Origin of the sequence: Sphingobium sp. YBL2 (genome assembly GCF_000943805.1) — a bacterium.
Lineage (GTDB): Bacteria > Pseudomonadota > Alphaproteobacteria > Sphingomonadales > Sphingomonadaceae > Sphingobium > Sphingobium fuliginis.
In genome coordinates, this window is the sequence record NZ_CP010954.1 from 1,495,195 (window position 1) to 1,516,346 (window position 21,152).

A 21,152-nucleotide genomic window follows, 5' to 3' on the forward strand; every position below is an offset into this window, starting at 1 on the left:
GATAGAGATAACAATTTGGACCGGCGCCGTCCTTCCGGATGGCGCCATCCTTTAATCCATGTCTCTGAGGTTATGGATTATAGCGCGGCGCGGCTCATCGCGATGGAACGTCCTGCACGCGGCTGAAGTTTTCCCTTCAGTCGATGACCGGAGCCATGGAGCCAGCCGATGCTCGAACATATTCCCGCCTGGATGGGCAGGATCTTCACCAATGTCCGCGCCGGCCATGAAAGGCTGGCCATCGTCAGGGCCGGGCTGCAGGGAACGGCGCCCATGATCCCGCTGTCCAGCCCGGCTTTCGCTGCCGGCGGCCGGCTGCCGATCCGCTTCACGGCGGATGGCGAAGGGGTATCCCCGCCGCTTGTCTGGGGTGAGGTGCCGGCAGGCACGGCCAGCATCGCGCTGATCGTCGAGGACCCCGACGCGCCCACACCCAATCCGCTGGTCCATGGCCTGCTCTGGGACCTGCCCGGCGATCTCCGCCAAGTGGACGAGGGGGAGATTGCGGAGGGCAAGGAGGCCACCGTCGGTTCCGTTGGCCGAAACAGCTATCTTGCCCAGGCCTGGCTTCCGCCGGACCCGCCGACGGGTCATGGCGAGCATGATTATATTTTCCAGCTCTTCGCCCTGGCGCAGGCCATTGATCTGGGGCCGGGGCCCGGCCGGTCCGACATCGTCAAGGCGATGGACGGCCAGGTGCTGGGGGTGGGCGTGCTGGTCGGCACCTATTCCCGCGGCGATCCGGCGCCCGTCGGACATGTCGGCCCCGGCCTGGCGCGCGGTTAGCCCGAACAAGGCAGGCGCCTCGTCCGCCTGGACCGGCCGACGCCTATCCTTGGAACGTCTCCGCCCTCAAACCGTTCGGGACATGAAACGGAAACAAATCAGCCTCGCCCGACCGGCGTCCAACCCAGGTTAGTTCGCGCTGCGTAATAAACCGATAGAGAAGCGACAGGAGGGTCGTGCCATGGGCGATGAAGACGACACCGTTCATTATGACGGCGCGGAAGGCGGCTGGGGCTCGATCAAGGGCATGGCCGAGATCGCCTGGCGCGAGAAGCCGACGCCGGCCGTCCTCAACACGCTGCGCCGGCAAAACAAGGTCAAGGGGTTCATGTGCGTGTCCTGCGCCTGGACCAAGCCCGCCCATCCGCATGCCGCCGAATTTTGCGAGAACGGGGCCAAGGCCACGCTATGGGAACTGACCAGCCGCCGCTGCACGCCCGAAGTGCTGGCCAGGCACAAGGTCGGCGAGCTCAGGACATGGAAGGACCACGACCTTGAGCAGCTTGGCCGGCTCACCCATCCGATGCGCTTCGATCGGGCGAGCGACCGCTATGTGCCTTGCTCCTGGGAAGAGGCGTTCGAGGCAATCGGCAGGGAACTCAAGGCCATCGATCCCCGCGCCGCCGTCTTCTATTCATCGGGGCGGGCCAGCCTGGAAACAAGCTATCTCTATGCCCTGTTCGCCCGGGCCTATGGTCACAACAACCTGCCGGACAGTTCCAATATGTGCCATGAGACGACGTCCGTCGCGCTCAAGAAGCTCATCGGCTCCCCGGTCGGCACCTGCGTGCTGGCCGATTTCGACCTGTGCGACGCGATCTTCTTCTTCGGGCAGAATACGGGCTCCAACAGCCCCCGGCTGCTGCATCCGCTGCAGGAGGCGGTGAAACGCGGGGTGAAGATCGTGACCTTCAACCCGATCCGCGAAAAGGGTCTGGAAGTCTTCAAAAATCCCCAGAGCCCGACCGAAATGCTGACGCCCAAGGCGACGCAGATCTCGACGCTCTATCTGCAGGTCAAGGCCGGCGGGGACATTGCCGCCATCACCGGACTGATCAAGCATGTCCTTGCCGAGGAAGAAAGGAAGTGGCGCGAGAAACAGCGCCACGTCCTCGACATCGACTTCATCGAGCAGCACTGCACCGGATTCGAAGCGCTCAAGGCCCATGTCGAAGCGACAGGCTGGGAGGAGATCGAGCGCGAGAGCGGCCTTGCCCGCGCCGACCTCCGGCAGGCGGCGCAGATCTATATCGACGCTCCCCGCTCCATCGCCATGTACGGCATGGGCCTGACCCAGCATGTCCATGGCTTCGAAAATCTTGCGGCGCTCACCAATCTCTGGTTGCTCAAGGGCAATATCGGCCGCGACGGCACCGGCATATCCCCGGTCCGCGGCCATTCGAACGTGCAGGGCCAGCGGACGGTCGGCATTTCCGAAAAGCCGGAACTGGTGCCGCTGGACAGGATCGCCCGGCAATATGGCTTCGACCCGCCGCGGGAAGAAGGCATGAACACGGTGAAGGCATGCGAGAAAATCCTGTCGGGAGAGGTGAAGGCCTTTATCGGCCTGGGGGGCAATTTCGTCCGCGCCATCCCGGAACGCGAGAAGATGGAGGCGGCCTGGCAGCGCCTGCGCCTGACGGTCCAGATCGCGACCAAGCTCAACCGCAGTCACCTCATAAACGGCGAAATCGCCTATCTTCTGCCGTGCCTTGGACGGTCCGAGGAAGACATGCAGGCATCCGGCCCGCAGGCGGTGACGATGGAGGATTCTCTCTCCTGCATCCACGGCTCGCTGGGCAAGAACAAGCCCGCCTCCGACCATCTGAAGTCGGAGGTGGCGATCGTGGCCGGAATGGCGAAGGCGACGCTTCCCCCCAATCCAAAGCTGGAATGGGACGCATGGACGGCGGATTATGCCAGGATCAGGGACAGGATCGAGGAAAGCTACCCGGACCAGTTCCACGACTTCAATGACAGGGTGTTCACGCCCGGCGGCTTCTACCGCGGCAATTCGGCGCGGGAGCGGATCTGGAAGACCGAGAGCGGAAAGGCGCAGTTCACCGTTCCCAAGACGATGAGTTCGGTCGGCTTCGAACCGGCGGTGGGCCGTTACAGGCTGGTGACCTTGCGGTCGAACGACCAGTTCAACACGACGATCTACGGCTATTCCGACCGGCTGCGCGGCATCGAAGGAACGCGCGACGTCGTGCTGATGAACCCTGAGGATATGGGAGCCGCCGGCCTTCGGGAGGGCCAGGTTGTCAGCCTGGCGAGCGATGCCGGGGACGGCGTTCATCGTCAGGTCGACGGTCTGGCGGTCACGCCCTTCCTGCTGCCGCGCGGCTGCCTGGGCGCATATTATCCGGAAATGAATCCCCTGGTTCCGCTCTGGTACCACGACGAACAGTCGAAGACACCTGCGGCCAAGGGCGTTCCCGTCCGCATCGTCATCTGAGATGCGGAAGCGCGGGGCAGCGGCATTGATGGCGATCCTGCTCGGCGGATGCAGCCAGGAAGCGCGCGACCTGGGCCCCGGCCTGCCGCAGACGGCGCCGCATGGCAATGCGGACCCGCGGATCGACGCCTATCAGGGGAATTTCTACCAGGTCGCACAGGGCGGCCGCTATTTCGCATGGTATGGCTGTTCGCCCTGCCACAGCGAACAGGCAAAGGGCGGCGCCCGATTGTCCGATGGGCAATGGGTTCAGGGCGGGGGCTTCGCGGACGTCTACCGGTCGATCGCCACGGGCCATGGCGGCGCCTATGGCCGGCGCGTGCCGGTCGAGCAGCTTTGGCAGATCACGGCCTATGTCCGCGATCTGCCGCTGCACCGTCCCGAAAAGCGGCGGCGGCTCCTGCTCGATCAGAAGGGCGAGCCGCAGGGATCGGCATGGTCCGGCCCGCAATGAGACGATCGACATCGGTCATCGCCATGCTGATCCTGTCCGCCTGCACCGGCGTCCAGTCGCCGCTCGCCCCGGCAGGGGATCAGGCGTCCGCGCTCCACATGCTCCTGATCGTCATGACGGTGGTCTGCGGGCTGGTCTATCTGCTGGTGATGGGCGGGCTCGTCTGGGGCGTCATGCGCGCCCGCTCGCGCCGCCGAAAGGATGAAGGACGGGTTGAAAAGCGGGTGGACCGCGCCCTCCATGTCGCGGCGGGGATCATCGTCGTCGGGCTCACCATCCTCATCACCGCCAGCTTCTTCGCTGACCGCGCCCTGTTCGCAACCCGCGGGCAGGACGCCATGGCCGTGCGCGTGACCGGGCATCAATGGTGGTGGCGGATCGAATATCGCGATCCGGCAAGCGGGCGCTGGATCGAGACCGCCAACGAACTCCATTTGCCGCTGGGCCGCACGACACGGGTCGAGCTTGCGTCGGGAGATGTCATTCACAGTTTCTGGGTGCCAAACGTCTCCGGAAAGATCGACATGATTCCCGGCCGCCGCAACCTTCTCGACCTGACGCCGCGTCGAACGGGCTGGTTTCGCGGGGCGTGCACGGAATTTTGCGGCGCGCAACATGCCCATATGGCCTTCGATGTGAAGGTGGAAGCGCCTGCCGATTTCGACCTCTGGCTGAAGACGCAGGCAGCCCCGGCGGCATCCGGCGCGCCCGCCACAGGGCGCGGAGCCCAGCTCTTCGCGACGAAATGCGCGGCCTGCCACAGGATCAGGGGCACATCGGCAACAGGCCGGGCGGGACCCGATCTCACCCATGTCGCCGCGCGAAGGTCCATCGCCGCCGGCACGCTGCCCATGACGCGGGGCGCGCTGCAAGGCTGGATCGCGCAGCCCCAGGCGTTGAAGCCCGGTACGTCGATGCCGGCCGTGCCGCTGCCGCCTGCGGATGCCGATGCGCTCGCCACCTATCTGGCGAGGCTCAGATGACCGCCGACGCGACCCTGATCGAACGGCTGGACGAAAGGTGGCGCGACCCGCCGGGCCTGTGGGGTTTCCTGACCACGGTCGATCACAAGCGCATCGCCGCGCGCTACATCGTCACGGCGCTGTTCCTCATGTTCCTGGCCGGCATGCTCGCGCTCGACATGCGATGGCAGCTGTCGGTCGCCGAAAACACCCGCATGAGCCCGCAGCTCTACAATGAAAGCTTTTCGCTGCACGGTTCGACCATGTTGTTCCTGGTGTCCGTGCCATTGATGGAGGCCATGGCCTTCTGGCTGGTGCCGCTGATGCTTGGCACGCGCAACATGGCTTTCCCGCGCCTTGGCGCCTTCAGCTTCTGGCTCTATTTCGGCGGCGTCCTGACCCTGTGGATCGCCCATGCGATCGACATCACGCCCGACCTTGGCTGGTTCGAATATCCCCCGCTCTCAGGTCCATCCTACAGCCCGGGGCATCGCGCCGACATCTGGGCGCAGATGATCACCTTCACGGAGGTCGCCGCGCTTGCCGCCTCGGTCAATGTCGCGGCGACCATCCTCAAGATGCGGCCCCCCGGCATGACGCTGACCCGCATGCCGGTATTCCTCTGGGCCATGCTGATCGCATCGATCATGACGATCCTGTCCATGCCGGCGGTCATGCTCGTCACCTCCATGCTGATCGCCGACCGGCTCGTCTCGACCCATTTCTTCTCGCCCGCCGGGGGCGGCGGCACGCTTCTGTTCCAGCATCTCTTCTGGTTCTTCGGGCATCCGGAAGTCTATATCATCTTCGTGCCCGCCACCGGGTTCATATCCTCCATCGTCGAGACCTTTTCGCGGCGGACGCTGTTCGGCCATGCCGCCCTCGTCCTCTCCATGATCTCCATCGGCGCGCTGGCCTTCGGCCTGTGGGTGCACCATATGTTCGCCGTCGGCCTGCCCCGCCTGGGCAATGATTTCTACACCGCCGCCAGCATGGCGATCGCGCTGCCCGCCGGATTGCAGATCTTCTGCTGGATCGCGACGATCTGGCTCGGCAGAATCCGTCTTGCAACGCCGATGCTGTGGATTCTGGGCTTTGTCGCGACCTTCGTCATCGGCGGCCTTTCAGGCGTGATGACCGCGTCGGCCGCTCTCGACCTGCAACTCACCGACACCTATTTCGTGGTGGCGCATCTTCATTATGTGCTGATCGGCGGGGCGATCTTCCCGCTTTTCGGCGCCTTTGCCTATTGGTACCCCAAGGCGACCGGGCGGCTGATGTCGGAACGCTGGGGAAAGGTCGCCTTCGTCCTGATCGTCGGCGGCTTCAACCTGGGCTTCATGCCGATGCATTTCCTGGGCCTGATGGGAATGCCCCGTCGCGTCTATACCTATCCGCCCGGCATGGGCTGGGAAACGCTGAACCAGGTCGCGACCGCTGGCAGCGCCATCGCCGTGGCGGGCGGGCTCGTCTTCGTGGGCAATGCGCTATGGGCCTATTGGCGCGGCCAGCCGGCGGGCGACGACCCCTGGGGCGGATCGACGCTGGAATGGGCGTCCCCCTCCCCGCCGCCGCCGTACAACATGGCGCATGTGCCCGTGGTGCGCAGCCTGACCCCGATGTGGGACGATGCCGGGCGGATCGACGTCATGGACGGCCTTCGCCCGGACCGGCGCGAAGTGCTGGTGACGTCCGTGACCGACGCCATTCCCCTCTACAGGCAGAAGAGCGCCGCGCCGTCGATCTGGCCGCTGCTGGCGGCGCTCGCGGTCTCCGCCATGTTCATCGGCAGCATCTTCACGCCTTGGGCCATTGTCGTCGGCGCTGCGCCGGTCGCCGCCACCCTGACGGGATGGTTCTGGCCCAGCCGGCCCCGCTCCCGATCGGGACCATTGGGGGTGAATGCATGAGTCCCTCCCGCTCCATCCGGATCGTCGGCGATCTTTCCACCCTGCCGGAAAGCGCATCGGGCCCGCGCCATCTGGTCTGGTGGGGCAATATCGGCTTCATGGTCATAGAGGGGACCGGCTTCGCGCTCGCCGCCGCGGCCTATCTCTATCTTATGACCCAGGCCCCTGCCTGGCCGCCCAAGGGCGACGCCTTGCCCGGACTTTTGTGGAGCGCGATCTTCACCATCGGCCTGCTGCTGAGCGCGGTGCCCAATGTCTGGGTGTTGCGCTGCGCCAGGAAGAAGCATCTGGGCGGCGTGCGCTGGGGTACGCTGGCGATGGCGGTCATCGCAGCCTTGCTCTTCATACCCCGCGCGTTCGAGTTCGCGCATCTCGGCATATCCTGGCATCAGGACGCCTATGGATCGATCGTCTGGACGCTCCTCGTCCTCCACACCACCCATGTCGTCACCGACTGGTTCGACACGGTGGTGCTGGGCGTCTGGCTTTTCACCCATGAGGTCGGAGACGATCAGTTCGCGGATGTGGAGGACAATTCCAATTATTGGACCTTCGTGATCCTATGCTGGCTGCCCGTCTATGCCCTCATCTACTGGGCGCCGAGGGCGCTATGACGCCCAGCCGCCTCAGCATCCGGGCGCGGGCCTGGATCGGCCTGCTGCTGCCGCCGATGACCTGGTTCCTGTTCGAACAGGGCCTTTCCGCACTGCTCCATGCCGATTGCGGGCGATGGCGGATCGGCCTTGCTTGGGGGGTGGTCAGCATCGCCCTTTGCGCCTTGGCGGCGCGCATCGCCTGGCCCCTGACAGGGTCGCATGGCCCCCTTTCCCATCCCTGGCTGGCCAGGCTCGCCCTCGCCGTCGCGGGCATATTCGCGCTGGCGAGCGCCTTCCAGACGCTAGCCCTGCTGATCGTGCCGCCATGCGTCGGATAGGCGTGATCCTTCCAGCGCCGCCGCCGGGCTGTCTCGTCCATGCCGGCCCCGCGATGCGCTTCACCCGCAAAGTGCCGAGGCCTGCATATGGCTAGCCGCCCCGTCCCCTCAAGCCTCGTCTGGCTGGCAGCGATCCTTCTGCTCGCGGTCTGCGTCACGCTTGTGGCGGGCGGCGCGATCTATCTGGAAACCAGGGCCGCCGATGAAACCCGCGCCGACGCCATGACCGGCGGACATTCGGAAAGGGGCCGGGCCGCCCTTTATCGCCATGGCTGCGGCGCCTGCCATGTCATTCCCGGCATCGACGGCGCAAACGGCATGGTGGGGCCGGACCTGACCCATGTCGGCCAACGCGCAAGCCTGGCCGGTTCGCTCCCCAACGATCCGGAGACGATGGTGCGATGGCTGATGCATCCGCAGGCGCTGCGACCCGGAAGCGGCATGCCCGAACAGGGCCTGTCGGAGCGTGAGGCACGCGACATCGCCGCCTATCTCTATGCCCGGAACTGAGGGGAGGCATGGCACAAACAGGGGTTCCACCGAGCCGGAAATCCTGGGGCCGATTCGGTTCAGGGTGAGCCGAAAATGGCAGTTTTCCGTGGCCCGGAGCGCAGCATATTCAAAGTAAGCGAGCACCGGAAGCACGGAATGGAAGCTGGGCAGGTGACTCGATTCAACCATTGCAGGCCGCCATGAACCTGAATGTCGATCGGTCCTAATGCGCGTCGCCGGATGGACGCTTCACCTTTCTGATCTGGCCGATCCCCAGGAAGACCGTGATGATCGTCACCGGGAACAGCGCGACATCGATCCAGGCGGGCAGATGCCATCCCTGAAGCTCCAGCGCTTCCTTCAGATGGTGCCAAAGGCCAAGGGCATAATAGCTGATGGCCACCACCGACAGCCCTTCCACCGTATGCTGGAGCCGCAATTGCAGCGCGGTCCGGCGGTCCATGGACGCCAGCAGGTCGCGGTTGCGGCGAGCAAGGGCGGTGTCGACCCGCGTGCGCAGCAAGGCGCTGGTCCAGGCGGTCCGCTGCGCCAGATCCTCCAGCCGGCGGGTGAAGGCATCGCAGGTGCGCATGGCCGGCAGCAGGCGCCGCTCGGTGAAATCGTCGAGCGAGCGATACCCCCGCACCGGCACGACGGCGAGACGGCGGAGGCGGTCGCGGCAGATTTCCGCATAGGCCTGCGTCGCGCTCATGCGGTAGCGGGTGCGCGCCACGATCCCGGCCAGCTCCGCGCTCAAGGCGGAAAGTTGCTCCAGCACCTGATCGGCATCCGCATCCTTCTGCGCGACACGGCTCGTGATCGAGGTCAGCCGCTGTTCGAGCGCGGTGAGCAAGGGGGTCGCCTGTTGCGCCTCAGGCAGGCCGAGCAAGGCGATCTTGCGGTAATTGCCCAGTTCCTGGAGCCGCTGGACCAGTTGCGAGCTTTCGCCGCCTTGCAACCCCTTGTCGTGGATGAGCAGCCGGCCGAAGCCGTCGGCATGCAGGCGGAAGTCGCTCCAGATGCGGGCATGGCCGTCCGCAACGTCGGATATGATGAGGTCGTCGGTCGCGAAATGCGCGGCGATCGCCGCGGAGGGCGGTTCGTCCATGACCATGGCGATCTGGGTGGAGCGGATCACCCGGCCCGGCATGTCCGCCATCCATGCTGGCACATCGCCAAATGGCGCAAGGTCGAACAGCGTCGCGCCCTCGACCGGCGCGAGGAAGCTGTAGGTCATGAATTCGGTATGACGCTCCCAGGAGAAATGGAGGTCGCCGATCCGCGCGGCAAGGAAGCGATCACCGGCCTTGAGGGCGGGAAAGCGGTGGGACAGCAGGGCGATGCCCTGCTCGGCCTGCTGCTCGTCGACCAGCAGCACGAATTGCAGCGCGAGGGCCGGGGCATCGAAACGGGGCAGGCCGCGAATATGCATTTCCCGCGAGAGGGACGCCCGCAGCGGATGGTCGCGCTGGCCCAGCGCCGCGAAGGGATCGGCCGGGGTGCTGGTCATGTCGTCCATGGGCCGGTTCTTCCTTGGCAGGCTTGCGCTATTAAGTCCGACAATATCGTCCTTGTCGATTCATAATGCGGCAGGATCGCCATTGGCAATCCGCCCTGCCCGAAAGGATGACAGGCAGATGGGCGAGACGGACGAGCTCGCCCGACCCCCGCTATCTGAACAGATCGAGCGGGATCGCCCGGGCCATGGCGCGATAGCCTTCGGGCGAAGGATGCAGCGCATCCCCGACATCATGGCGGGGAAGCAGGCGGTCGGGGCGAGCGGGATCGCGCACCGCCCGGTCGAAATCGATCACGCCGTCGAAATTCCCCGGTTCGCGAATCCAGCGGTTGACGGCCTGCCGGTCGGCTTCGTTACGGGCGTCGGGATGATAATAGTCGTTGCCCATGAAGGGCAATATGGTTCCGCCGATCACCTTGATGCCCCGGGCCCGCGCCCGCATGACGATCTGACGATAGGACCCGATGATGCGCGATACCAGCCGGGCATGTTCGGCATCGCTGACCGGCGCTTCGCGCGTCAGCGTGCCGATGTCGTTGATCCCCTCCAGCAGGATCAGGTAGCGCACGCCCGGCTGCGCCAGCACATCGCGGTCGAGCCGGGCAAGCGCGTTGGGGCCAAGGCCGTCGTTCAGCAGGCGGTTGCCGCCTATGCCCTGGTTGACGACCGCCAGATGCCGCGTCGCCGGATCGGCCTGAAGTCGCCGGGCGAGATTGTCGGTCCAGCGGTCATTGCCATCCGTGGTCGACCCCCTCCCGTCGGTGATGGAATCGCCCAGCGCGACGATCAGCTCCGCCGCCGTGCAGCGCTCCACCTCCAGCGCGGCCAGCGAGAACCAGTGCTCCACCGCCTGCGCGCCCGCCATGGCAGGGTCGGTCAGATGATCGCCCTTGAGCAGCCAGGAGGTCGCCCGCGATCCGGGGTGGGAGGTCTGGCCCGAAGGCTCCTCCCCAAAGGCGATGCTGATCGCCAGATCGTCAAAGGCGCGGACCGGCAGCGCCACCGGATCGGACAGATAATCCGCGCCGGCCGGGATCGTCACGTCGCTGCGCCCGTCGAAGCGGAGCGGAAGGAGGGTCTTCGCATCGATGGCCGGCGATCCGGCCCGCAGCGCGCGCGCGATGCTGGCGCCCCTTATGTGCAGCGGCGCGGCGCCCATCAGATTGGACAGGCGCACCCGCAGCCGGTCCCCCGCCATGGAGGGCCGGACGATCTGCCGCAGGCTGCTGTCCGCCAGCATGCCCGGCGCCAGCGCATTGTCCCCGGTGGGCGCCATCTGGGCAGAGGCCCAGGCCGCAGTCCAACGCCCTGCGCATGGCGCCGCCAGAGCCGGGCCCGCGATGCAGGCCGCGAGCGGGAACAGAAAAGCCGCAAAGGTCAACCGCATGGGCTTGTCCTCGTCAGAACGAAAGAAAGGGGCCGGTCTTGCAACCGGCCCCAGGCTCCTTGGGGGAGGATCAGAAATTCGCGCGGATGCCCGCCAACACCGTCCGGCCCGGATAGTAGATCGAATAGGGTGCATTATCATATTCGAAGGTGGTGCGGATCGGTTCGTTGGTGATGTTGAGCACATCCAGCGTCAGGCGCATCGCCTTGTTGAGGAAAGGCAGTTGATAACCGGCGGACAGATCAAGCTGGCCGCGGGCATCATTGCGCAGGGCGGCGCCGGTAATGCCGTTCTGCGGCGCGTTGACCGCGATCGACTTGTCGTTCCAGACATAGTTCAGGCTGACCGAGAGGCCGTTATTTTCATAGAAGCCCTGGAGATTATACGACCATTTTGAAACGCCGGTCGCAACCAGCCTGGTCGCCTGACCCGGCATCAGCTTCGACGACTGCTTGAGGTAGGTGCCGTTGGCCGAGAAGCCGAGGCCCTTCACCAGGAAGTCGAGCGGCTGCACCCAGGTCGCCTCGATGCCCTTGATCTTGAGGTCGCTGAGGTTGATCGGCCGGTTCACGATGATGGGCAGTTGATCGACCGAACTATATTGACCCTTCGAATTCGCAACGCGATCGGTCATCGCATTCTGCTGTTGCGGCGTCAGCGTTTCGAAAGGTATGCCCAGTGCACCGAAGGTGCGTTCCTCACCCTGCGTGACCGTGAAACCCTGGACATTCTTCATGAAGGCCGAAAGGCCGACGTAGCCGATGCCGCCCGTATAGAATTCGCCGCCAATATCATAATTGTCGGACGTATAGGGCTCGAGACCGGGATTGCCAGAAGTGGCTATCAGCGCCGAGGGGTCGGAGAAGGTCATGCCGGGCAGGATCTGTCCCGCATCCGGGCGGGTCATCGTCCGCGAGGCCGACGCCCGCAGCTTCACATTGTCGGCGATGTCGTAGGTAAGGTTGATCGACGGCAGAAAATTTTCATATTTTGAACGTGACGTGAAGTTGACGACGCTCTTGTCGGGCAACTGGCTGGGTGCTTCCACATATTGATTGGTCGCAGCATAGCGCATGCCCGTATTGATGTGCAGATCGCGACCGGCAATAGTTGTAACGCCATTCAGTTCGAAATAGGCGCCCCAGACCTTTTCATCCATGTCGCCTGTCGCGCCACCCGTTACCGCGCCGATTGCTTCCGGAGCGCTATCTCGATAGCTGTAATAGTTGGTGGCGTCCTTGATCGCGCCGAAGTCGGGCATGATGAAGGCGTTATAGCCAATGTTGCGGCCAGCGAGATGGCCGAAATTGCCGATCGACATAGGCGTCAGATATTGTGGGATAGCGCTGGTCGGGATCGATCCGGTGGCGCCGGTGCAACCGTTGCCGCAGACCGACAACTGATAGGCCGCACTGTTGTCGTAAGCGCGGATCGAGCGGGTTGCCCGGTCATAAGCAGCGCCGACCTTTACATTGAACATCTCGTCGCCCAAGGTGACGTCCAGATGCGCGCCCTTGGTTTCGGTCTTGCGGCGTACCATCGTGACGTTCTGGCGATACCATTGCCAGCCCAGATTGGGATCGTTGAGGTCTATATTGGTCGTAATCGACGGATAGTACCCGTCTGCATTATCATAATAGACGTCGACGCCTGATTGCGGCGCGGTCTGAAAGGCCCAAGTGGGCTGCTCACGGAAGAAGCGGCTCTTCGACCAATTGGCGCTCGCCTGCACCTTTACTGTATCCGACGGCTGCCAGGTCAGGCTGGGATTGATGTTCCAGAACTTCGTCGTCTGTTTGAACTCGCTCGCTTCCAGGAAGAAGGAAGAATTGGCGAAGGTACCCGATGTCACGACTCCGTTGTCGTCGACGGTGAGGTCGATCGGAATCATGCCGCCGGTCGCCTGCGCTCCCGTGCCGGGGCCGGAGTTGCGGACCTGCCAGTTCATGTTGATCCGCGAATAGTCACGCTTTGACTTGGCCCAGATGCCATCGAGGGCGAAGTGCAGCGTATCGCTGGGCCGCCATTCGAGTGAGGCCAAGGCCGAAATGCGCGAACGGTCGCCGTTGGTCAGGGTGTTGCGGCCGAGGCGCGGCAGCAAGGCGGTGCTGAGCTGATCGCGGGTCAGGCCGGAGGTAGCGACGACGTCGACCGGCTGGCCGGCAATAAGACCATGACCGGTGTTGGCGGGAACGACCGAAGCCCAGGTGAAGTTGTTGGCCCCCGCATCGCCCGGACCCAGATTGCCATCGGTCCAGCCGACCGTGTCGAAGCCATCGATGCGGGTCTTGGTCTTGACGCCGGCCACGCCGACCAGAATGCCGAAAGTGTCGGTCGTATGGCTGGCCACGATCGCGCCGCGCGGGCTCAGCTTTTCATTGCTGTCGGTATATTGGCCTTGCGCGACCACGGTGACATGGGTGCCCGGCTTGTCGAAGGGACGGGCGTTGCGCAGGTTCACGGTGCCCGCAATGCCCCCTTCCAGCGTCGAGGGCGACGGCGTCTTGGCAAGGTCGAGGCGGGTGAAGAGTTCGGACGGGAAGAAGTCGAGGTCGACTTCGCGATTGGCGCTGCCGCCGTTCGTGCCGCCGTCCGACGCGACCTGAAGCTGAGAGCCGTTCAGCAGGACGCGGGTGAAGCTGGGGCCAAGGCCGCGGATCGCGACCTGCGTGCCTTCGCCGCTGATGTCGCGGTTCAGGCGCACACCGGGCATGCGGTTCAGCGTTTCCGCAAGATTGGTGGCGGGCAGCTTGCCGATGTCTTCGGCAAAGATGGAGTCGCCGAAGGCGACCGCGTTCTTCTTGGCGTTGGTGGCGCTTTGCAGGCTGCCGCGGATGCCGGTCACGACGATGTCGGCTGCTTCGTCCTGCTGGGCGACGGGTTGAGCGGCGGGCTGGGCCGCGCTGTCCTGGGCGATCGCCGCCTGGGCCAGCGTCAGCGCGCCGAAGGCCGACGCTGCGCAAAGCGCGATGCGGAAAGAATGAATGTGAGAATCTGCCATTTGAAAATCCCCTCCTGAGCGCAGCTTCCGCCTATCCGGTAAGCCTGTCTGGTAGCGCTATCAGTGCGGCTTTGATAAACCCTGAGTTATTTTTGTCAAGCCCGGAAGCGTCTTTATTGGTAACGGTACAAGCGGACCTTCTGGATCTGGAAGTTGCCGGCGGGCAGCCGGATATGGCGCCCCTGATGGGTCTGGTCGCCGTTCAGCAATCGTCCGGCGATCCAGCGGCCCTGCGCGTCGAAATGCCCCTCCCAGGCGCTGTCGATCCCGGCGAGACCCGGTCCTGATCCCGCCGGGGCGAAGGTGACGGTGATGCCCTGCCCGGCGATCAGGTAATCCTCCGGTCCGGTCTGAATGACGATGCCGCCTGCGTTAACAGTATCAGGAGTGGCGACGGGTCTCTGGATGTCGGCAAAGGCGACGGTGAAGCGGTAATTGCCGATCGTCTCCGTCACCGGCTCATAGACCAGCGTTTCGTCATAGAGCGATTTCGGCCGGAAAGCCGACATTCGGCCCAGACCCTGGGCGGCGAGGATATGAGGGGCGAGCTGTTCCAGCAGGCCATAGGCCTCGCCCAGCGCCCCCGGCTTCTCGTCGATCGACTCGATGGAAAAAGGGCCGAAGCCGATCGCGTCCAGCTTGCCGATGGCGTAGAAGGCATTGCCGGGCACCTGCGGATGGTCGGCATTATTGGCTTCGGGGATGAACAGCGGATTGTCGGGCCGCTTGTAGATGTTCACGATGTCGACGAAGTTCGGGAAATAAATGTCGGGCGCCAGGAAATCGATGGCGGGCGCTCCCGCCTTCCACACGTCGATCAGGTGCGGCAGCGGCCCGCCGCTCGGATATTCGCCCGGCAGGCGACCGGGGCGGTTGAGCGCGACATTGACATACATGGGCATGGGATAGGCGCCTTTGCCCGCGCGGGTCAGGGCGTCGGCAAAGCGCGCATAATGCCAGGCGGTGAAGATTTCCTCCGCCTGATGGCCGGGGCCGAACACTTCGGACCAGGTGCCGCTGGTCCTGTTCCCCTGCTCCTCCCACAGGCGCTTCATCTGCGGGACCAGCGTGTCGCGATGCTGCTGCAAATAGGTCATGAGTTCAGCCGGCACCGGACCCCTGAAAGCGGCATCGGCGAGGGGACCATAGTCGCGGGCGACCGGCAACATGCCGATCTCATTTTCCACCTGGGTCATCAGCACCGTATTCTGCCTGTCGTCCACGGCCCTGATATGCGCCATCAGCGCGGCAAAGGCCTTCTGGTCGGCCTCCAGCGTCGCGGGCGCCATGGCGGAAAGGATTTCGACGCCCTGCCCATTGGGAAGCTGCGCGCGGGGGAAGCGGCTCTGGTCGCGCTTCACCCAGGCGGGGACGTAGGTCGACATGCTGTTCTTCCACGCGCCGAACCAGAGGATGACCAGCTTCAGGTCATTCGCCCGCGCGTCACGGATCAGCGCGTCCACCGAGGAAAAGTCGAACCTGCCCTCCTCCGGCTCGATCAGTTCCCAGGACACAGGGGCCAGCACGGTGTTGAGGTGCATGGCCTTCAGCCGCTTCCAGTGCGGCGCCATATAGGCCGCGCTCGACGCGCTGCTGTTGCCCAGCTCGCCCGCGATCAGCAGCATCGGCTTGCCCTGCACGCTGAGTTGGGTGGCGCTGCCCTGCCTGACGAGCCGGGGCGGTTCGGCCTGCGCCGTGGCGGCCAGCGCGAAGGCGGTGAGCGCGGCGCCGATCCTGGCGAATTGCATCATATTTCCCCCTGTAAGGTGGCGAGCGCGGCCAGCGCGCCCTGCGTTTCGAGGATGGCGAGCCACCGGGCCAGCGCCACGCGGAAAGCCGCATTCGCCGCCAATGCGGGCGGAACCACGGAGTCGAGGCGCAGGATCGCGGCGACCCGCTCCTCCGGCGTGTCGGCATCCGCGAGCCGGGCGGCGATCGTGCCTGCCAGCGGGTCGTCAACGACATGCGCCTTGCCGAGATCGTCCCGTCCCGCCTGCCAGCGCACCCATGCGGCGACGGCTAGGGACAGCGCCCCTATCCCCTGCCCCGCCGCCAGCCTCGCGGCGATGGGGGCAAGCAGGCGCTGGGGCAGCTTCTGCGATCCGTCCATGGCGATCTGCCGCGTGCGATGGCGCAGCGTCGGATTGTCGAAGCGGGCCATCAACGCGTCACGATAGGCGGCGATGTCGAGTTCCGGTGGCGGCGACAGCGTCGTCTGCGCCTCATCCCACAGCGCCTCGACAAAGGCGCGTGCGGTGGGAAGCGCCAGCACGTCATGCACATGGTCGATGCCCGCAAGGCCGCCCAGATAGGCGATGCCGCTGTGCGCGCCATTCAGCAGGCGCAGCTTCGCCTCCTCCCACGGGGCGACGGCCGCCGTCAGTTGCACCCCTGCCCCGAATTCGGGGCGCGGGCCGCAAAACCGATCTTCGATCACCCATTGGATGAAGGGTTCGGTCTTGACCATCGCCCGGTCTTCCGCGTCCAGCCGTGCGGCGAGCGCGGCGACATCCTCCGGCGTGGTGGCGGGCACGATGCGGTCGACCATCGTCTCCGGGAAAGCCGCTTCTTCCGCGATCCACTCCGCCAGCACGCGATCATGGCGGCGCGCCAGCGCCAGCACGGCATTGCGCAACAGCTGCCCATTATGCGGCAGATTGTCGCAGGAAATCGCCGTGAAGGGCGGCAGACCCTGCGCCTTCCGCATCGCCAGCGCCGCCACCAGATAGCCCGGCGCCGTCTGCGGCCCGGCGAGCGAGGCGAGATCGGCCGCTAGTTGCGGATCACCCTCGATCAGCGCGCCGGTAGCGGGGTCGAGCTTATAGCCCTTCTCGGTGATCGTCAGCGTCACGACATGGGTGTCGGGCGACGCGAGGGCGTCCAGCAGCGCCTGCGGCTCCTGCGGCGCGACGATGACCCGCTGGACCGCGCCGATGATCCGCGCCCGCCGGGATGCGCCGTCGCGCACCAGCATGGTGTAGAGGCCGTCCTGCGGCGCCATCTGGTCGCGCACCTGCGGCGAGCGCAGGGACGCGGCGACGATGCCCCAGCGCAGGTCGCCGGCATTCAGCACGTCGTCAAAGACCGCCGCCTGATGCGCGCGGTGGAAGGCGCCGATCCCCAGATGGACGACGCCGGCCTCGACCGCCGTGCGATCATAGGCAGGCCGGATCACATCGGCGGGCAGCGTATCGAGCGTCGCGGAGCATAGCCGCCTCACAGCTTATAGGCCTGCTTCACGAGGTCGTAGGACAAGGCGCGGGCCAGTTCGAAAGCCTCGTCTTCTTCCAGCCGGTGTTCAGCCACCAGCCGCGCCAGCCAGGCGCAGTCCATCCGGCGCGCCATGTCGTGCCGCGCGGGAATCGACAGGAAGGCGCGGGTGTCGTCGTTGAAGCCGACCGTGTTGTAGAAACCCGCCGTCTCGGTCGCGCGCTCGCGGAAGCGGCGCATTCCTTCCGGACTGTCATGGAACCACCAGGGCGGCCCCAGCTTCAGGGCGGGATAATGGCCCGCCAGCGGCGCGAGTTCGCGGGAATAGACATCCTCGTCCAGGGTGAAGAGGATCAGCGTCAGCCGCGGGTCATTGCCGTAGAGGTCGAGCAGGGGCTTGAGCGCCTGGACGAACTCTCCGGCCGCCGGAATGTCGCCGCCCTTGTCCCTGCCAAAACGCGCCAGCACGGCTGCATTATGGCTGCGATGCACGCCGGGATGGAGCTGCATCACCATGCCGTCCTCGATCGACATGCGCGCCATTTCCACCAGCATATGGCCACGGAACAATTCGGCGTCGCGGTCGCTGACGGGCCCGGACATGACGCTGGCATAAAGCGCCTCGATCTCCGCCCTTCCGAGGTGCGCGGTGAAGGCGGTGAGGTGGCCATGATCGGTGGAGGTCGCCCCGGCGGCGCGGAAGTCTGCGCGACGCCTTTCATGGGCGCGCAGATAGCCGGCGAAACTGCCCGCATCCTCCCCCGCCATGGCGCAGAAGGCGCGGACATTGTCGGCAAAGCCGCGCACCGCCGGGTCCATCACGGGGTCCGGCCGATAGGCGGTGATCACCCTGCCGCCCCAGCCGGACGCCCGGATCGCCCGATGATGGTCGAGCGGGTCCAGCGGCCCTTCCGTGGTCGCGATGACCTCTATATCATAACGCTCGAACAGGGCGCGGGGACGGAAGCCGGGCGTCTTCAGCGCGGCGTCGATGATGTCGTAATAATGGTCGGCAGTCTCCGCCTCCAGCCGGACATCGATGCCGAAGGCTTCGGCGAAGACCCAGTCGAGCCACATGCGGGAGGGCGTGCCCCGGAACAGGCGATAATGGGCGGCGAACCTGTGCCAGATGGCGCGGGGATCGGTTTCCGTGGGGCTGCCATCCTTGGTCGGAACGCCCAACTCCTCCAGCTTCACGCCCTGGCTCATCAGCATGCGGAACACATAGTGATCCGGCACGATCAGCAGTTCGGACGGGTTGGCGAAGGGATCGTCATAGGCGAACCAGCGCGGATCGGTATGCCCATGCGGGCTGACGATGGGCAGGTCCCTGACCGTGGCATGGAGCGCGCGGGCGATGTCGCGGGTGCGCGGTTCGGCAGGGAAAAGGCGGTCGGGGTGGAGCTTCAGCGGCTTCATGAACGGGATTCCGAAAGGGTGACGGGCGCGTAGCGCGGCACGATGAGGTGGACGACCAGCAGCGCGATCAGATAGGCGCAGGCCGCGACGATGAAGATCGGCTGGAAGCTGCCGACGCTTTCCAGGATCATGCCGGCGAACTTCGCCATCAGCATGCCGCCGATGGCGCCCGACAGCCCGCCAAGGCCGACGACCGATCCCGCCATCCAGCGGGGAAAGAGGTCGCCTGGCAGCGCATAGACATTGGCGGAAAATCCCTGGTGCCCGGCGCAGGCAAGGCCGATCAGCCCGACCGCGACCCACAGGCCCGGCGCCTGCGCAGCGAAGGCGATGGGCAGGGCGCAGAGCGCGGCGCAGAACATCGCGGTCTTGCGGGCGCGGTTGATGCTCATGCCCCGGCCCATCAGTCGCGACGACAGCCAGCCGCCGGTGACGGACCCCACGTCCGCCAGCAGATAGACGGCGATCAGCGGCGGACCGAAGTCCAGCATCTTGACGCCATATTGCTTGTTGAAGAAGTCCGGCAGCCAGAAGAGGAAGGTCCACCACACCGGATCGATCAGGAAACGCGCGGCGATATAGGCCCAGGTCTGGCGATGGCAGAACAGGGCGCGCCATTTGACCGGGCGCTGCGGCTCCTGCGGGTCGGCTTCGATCCAGGCGAGTTCTTCCTGCGAGAGGGTCTTCTTCTCCCGCGGGCGGCGATAGAAGCCGATCCATGCCGCCAGCCAGACCACCGTCAGCAGGCCCGTCAGGATGAAGGCCCAGCGCCAGCCCATGGTGACGGCGATGACGGGCACGATCAGCGGCGTCAGGATCGCGCCGACATTGGACCCGGCATTGAAGATGCCGATGGCGAAGGCGCGCTCTTTCCTGGGGAACCACTCATTGGTCGCGGCGATGGCGGCGGGGAATGTTCCCGCTTCCCCGATGGCGAGCGGAATGCGCGCAAGCAGCATCCCCGCCGTCGAGGTGAAGAAGATGTGCATGACGTGGCCGGCGGTCCACAATCCCACCGCCAGCGCATAGCCCGCCCGCGCCCCGATCCGGTCGATCAGCCGCCCGAAGAAGACATAGGCGATGCCGTAGCCCGCCTGGAACCAGATGGCGAGGTCGGCATAGCCGCTCTCGCTCCAGCCGTAGCGGGCCTGGAGATCGGGCTTGAGCGTCGGCAGGACCAGCCGGTCGACATAGCTCAGCACCACCGCCGCGAACAGCAGGGCGCAGACGATCCAGCGGACCTTGCCGGAGGGTTTGGGGATGGATCGGGTCATGGTCGGTCCCTATGATCCGTCATCCCCGCGCAGGCGGCGATCCGGTTCGCGCCCCATATCCAGCCGCAAGGCCGGGAGAGGGATACCCGCCCGCGCGGGGATGACGGAGAAGGAGGGGCAGGCACGGATCACCAACTGAACATCGTGCCGTCTTCCAGCCGGTTCACCGGCAGGAAGGCGCGCTTATATTCATATCCGGCGGCCAGTTGCTCGTCGATGTCGACGCCCAGGCCCGGCGCCTCGCCCGGATGCATCATGCCGTCGGAGAAAGTGTAGGCATGGGGGAAGACCGCGTCGGTCTCGGGCGTGTGCCGCATATATTCCTGAATGCCGAAATTGGGCACGCTAAGGTCGAAATGCAGCGCGGCGGCCATGCAGACCGGCGACAGGTCGGTCGCGCCATGGCAGCCTGTGCGGACCTGATAGAGATCGGCCAGCGCGGCGATCCGGCGCAGATGGGTGATCCCGCCCGCATGCACCACGGTCGCGCGGATATAATCGATAAGCTGGTTCTGGATCAGGTCCTTCGCGTCCCAGATCGAATTGAAGATCTCCCCCACCGCCAGCGGCGCGGTGGTGTGCTGGCGGATCAGCCTGAACGCCTCCTGATTTTCCGCCGGCGTCGCATCCTCCAGCCAGAAGGGGCGATATGGCTCCAGGTCCCGGCCCAGACGTCCGGCCTCTATGGGGGTCAGGCGGTGATGGATGTCGTGCAGCAGATGCACGTCCCAGCCCAGCGCTTCGCGGGCGGCCTTGAAGAGTTCGGGAACGACGCGAAGATATTTGGACGTGTTCCAGACATTTTCGGTCGGCAGGTCGGCGTCGGCGGGTTCGTAGAAATATTTGTCCTTCGACACGCCATAGGTCGACGCCATGCCCGGCACGCCGCATTGCAGGCGGATCGCCTTGTAGCCCTGCGCCTGATATTCCAGCGCGGCGTTGATCGTATCCTCTATGGTCGTGCCATTGGCATGGCCATAGACCATCACCCCCTCCCGGCTGGCCCCGCCCAGGAGCTGATAGACGGGCAGGCCCGCAATCTTGCCCTTGATGTCCCACAGCGCCATGTCGACCGCGGCAATGGCGGTCATGGTGACGGGACCGCGCCGCCAATAGGCGCCCTTGTAGAGATATTGCCAGATGTCCTCGATCCGGTGCGCGTCCCGCCCGATCAGACAGGGAACGACATGGTCGGCCAGATAGCTCCCCACCGCCAGTTCGCGGCCGTTGAGCGTCGCGTCGCCCACGCCATGGACGCCCTCATCGGTGATGATCTTGAGCGTGACGAAATTGCGGCCGGGGCAGGTGACGATGACCTTGGCATCGATGATCTTGGGCATTGGATG

General features: G+C 65.3%; 16 protein-coding genes. 8 read left to right on the top strand and 8 right to left on the bottom strand.

The features are described from left to right. The first annotated feature begins 168 nt into the window (after positions 1–168). The 8 genes from TZ53_RS06960 (at position 169) to TZ53_RS06995 (ending at position 8,014) form a co-directional block, all read left to right on the top strand. Positions 169–786: a YbhB/YbcL family Raf kinase inhibitor-like protein gene (locus TZ53_RS06960; RefSeq protein WP_044660838.1), complete on the top strand. Its 618-nt coding sequence runs from the start codon at positions 169–171 to the stop codon at positions 784–786. Between the two features lie 181 nt (positions 787–967). Next, positions 968–3,244, top strand: coding sequence for an FdhF/YdeP family oxidoreductase (locus TZ53_RS06965; RefSeq protein WP_044660839.1), 2,277 nt, complete (start codon positions 968–970; stop codon positions 3,242–3,244). Between the two features lie 28 nt (positions 3,245–3,272). Beyond that, positions 3,273–3,698 carry a hypothetical protein gene (locus TZ53_RS27115; protein ID WP_172668305.1) on the top strand — a complete coding sequence of 142 codons (426 nt, stop codon included), beginning with the start codon at positions 3,273–3,275 and terminating at the stop codon, positions 3,696–3,698. Beyond that, complete coding sequence (gene coxB, locus TZ53_RS06975) at positions 3,695–4,681, top strand: cytochrome c oxidase subunit II (protein WP_044660840.1); 987 nt, start codon at positions 3,695–3,697, stop codon at positions 4,679–4,681. The genes TZ53_RS27115 and coxB overlap by 4 nt, the downstream gene beginning before the upstream one ends. Then, the gene (locus TZ53_RS06980; RefSeq protein ID WP_044660841.1) at positions 4,678–6,570 is read left to right on the top strand and encodes a cbb3-type cytochrome c oxidase subunit I; all 1,893 of its coding nucleotides are present in this window, start codon (positions 4,678–4,680) and stop codon (positions 6,568–6,570) included. Before coxB ends, TZ53_RS06980 begins: the two co-directional genes overlap by 4 nt. Then, positions 6,567–7,184, top strand: coding sequence for a cytochrome c oxidase subunit III (locus TZ53_RS06985; protein ID WP_044660842.1), 618 nt, complete (start codon positions 6,567–6,569; stop codon positions 7,182–7,184). The genes TZ53_RS06980 and TZ53_RS06985 overlap by 4 nt, the downstream gene beginning before the upstream one ends. After that, positions 7,181–7,504 (top strand): hypothetical protein, encoded by a 324-nt coding sequence (locus tag TZ53_RS06990; protein ID WP_044660843.1) that lies wholly within the window; start codon positions 7,181–7,183, stop codon positions 7,502–7,504. Before TZ53_RS06985 ends, TZ53_RS06990 begins: the two co-directional genes overlap by 4 nt. Before the next feature lie 87 nt (positions 7,505–7,591). After that, complete coding sequence (locus TZ53_RS06995; protein ID WP_084694341.1) at positions 7,592–8,014, top strand: c-type cytochrome; 423 nt, start codon at positions 7,592–7,594, stop codon at positions 8,012–8,014. Between the two features lie 205 nt (positions 8,015–8,219). On the opposite strand, the gene TZ53_RS07000 is transcribed toward TZ53_RS06995, so the two are convergent. The 8 genes from TZ53_RS07000 to manD all read right to left on the bottom strand — a co-directional run bounded on the left by TZ53_RS07000 (position 8,220) and on the right by manD (position 21,146). Further along, entirely contained in the window at positions 8,220–9,515 is a 1,296-nt protein-coding gene (locus TZ53_RS07000; RefSeq protein WP_044660844.1) for a DUF3422 domain-containing protein, read from the bottom strand. Positions 9,516–9,666: 151 nt separating this feature from the next. Beyond that, positions 9,667–10,902 (bottom strand): SGNH/GDSL hydrolase family protein, encoded by a 1,236-nt coding sequence (locus tag TZ53_RS07005; RefSeq protein ID WP_044660845.1) that lies wholly within the window; start codon positions 10,900–10,902, stop codon positions 9,667–9,669. A gap of 70 nt (positions 10,903–10,972) precedes the next feature. After that, positions 10,973–13,903, bottom strand: a complete 2,931-nt coding sequence (locus TZ53_RS07010; protein WP_044660846.1) for a TonB-dependent receptor — start codon at positions 13,901–13,903, stop codon at positions 10,973–10,975. A 113-nt stretch (positions 13,904–14,016) separates the two neighbouring features. Next, a complete protein-coding gene (locus tag TZ53_RS07015) occupies positions 14,017–15,654 on the bottom strand; it encodes a GH35 family beta-galactosidase (protein ID WP_052628145.1) in 1,638 nt (545 codons plus the stop codon). After that, entirely contained in the window at positions 15,651–17,123 is a 1,473-nt protein-coding gene (locus TZ53_RS07020; RefSeq protein WP_044660847.1) for a mannitol dehydrogenase family protein, read from the bottom strand. Before TZ53_RS07020 ends, TZ53_RS07015 begins: the two co-directional genes overlap by 4 nt. Continuing rightward, positions 17,120–18,532 (bottom strand): glucuronate isomerase, encoded by a 1,413-nt coding sequence (uxaC, locus tag TZ53_RS07025; protein WP_044660848.1) that lies wholly within the window; start codon positions 18,530–18,532, stop codon positions 17,120–17,122. Before uxaC ends, TZ53_RS07020 begins: the two co-directional genes overlap by 4 nt. Further along, a complete protein-coding gene (locus TZ53_RS07030) occupies positions 18,529–19,806 on the bottom strand; it encodes an MFS transporter (RefSeq protein ID WP_044660849.1) in 1,278 nt (425 codons plus the stop codon). The genes uxaC and TZ53_RS07030 overlap by 4 nt, the downstream gene beginning before the upstream one ends. Before the next feature lie 128 nt (positions 19,807–19,934). Continuing rightward, positions 19,935–21,146, bottom strand: coding sequence for a D-mannonate dehydratase ManD (gene manD / locus TZ53_RS07035; protein WP_044660850.1), 1,212 nt, complete (start codon positions 21,144–21,146; stop codon positions 19,935–19,937). Between the last annotated feature and the right edge of the window lie 6 nt (positions 21,147–21,152).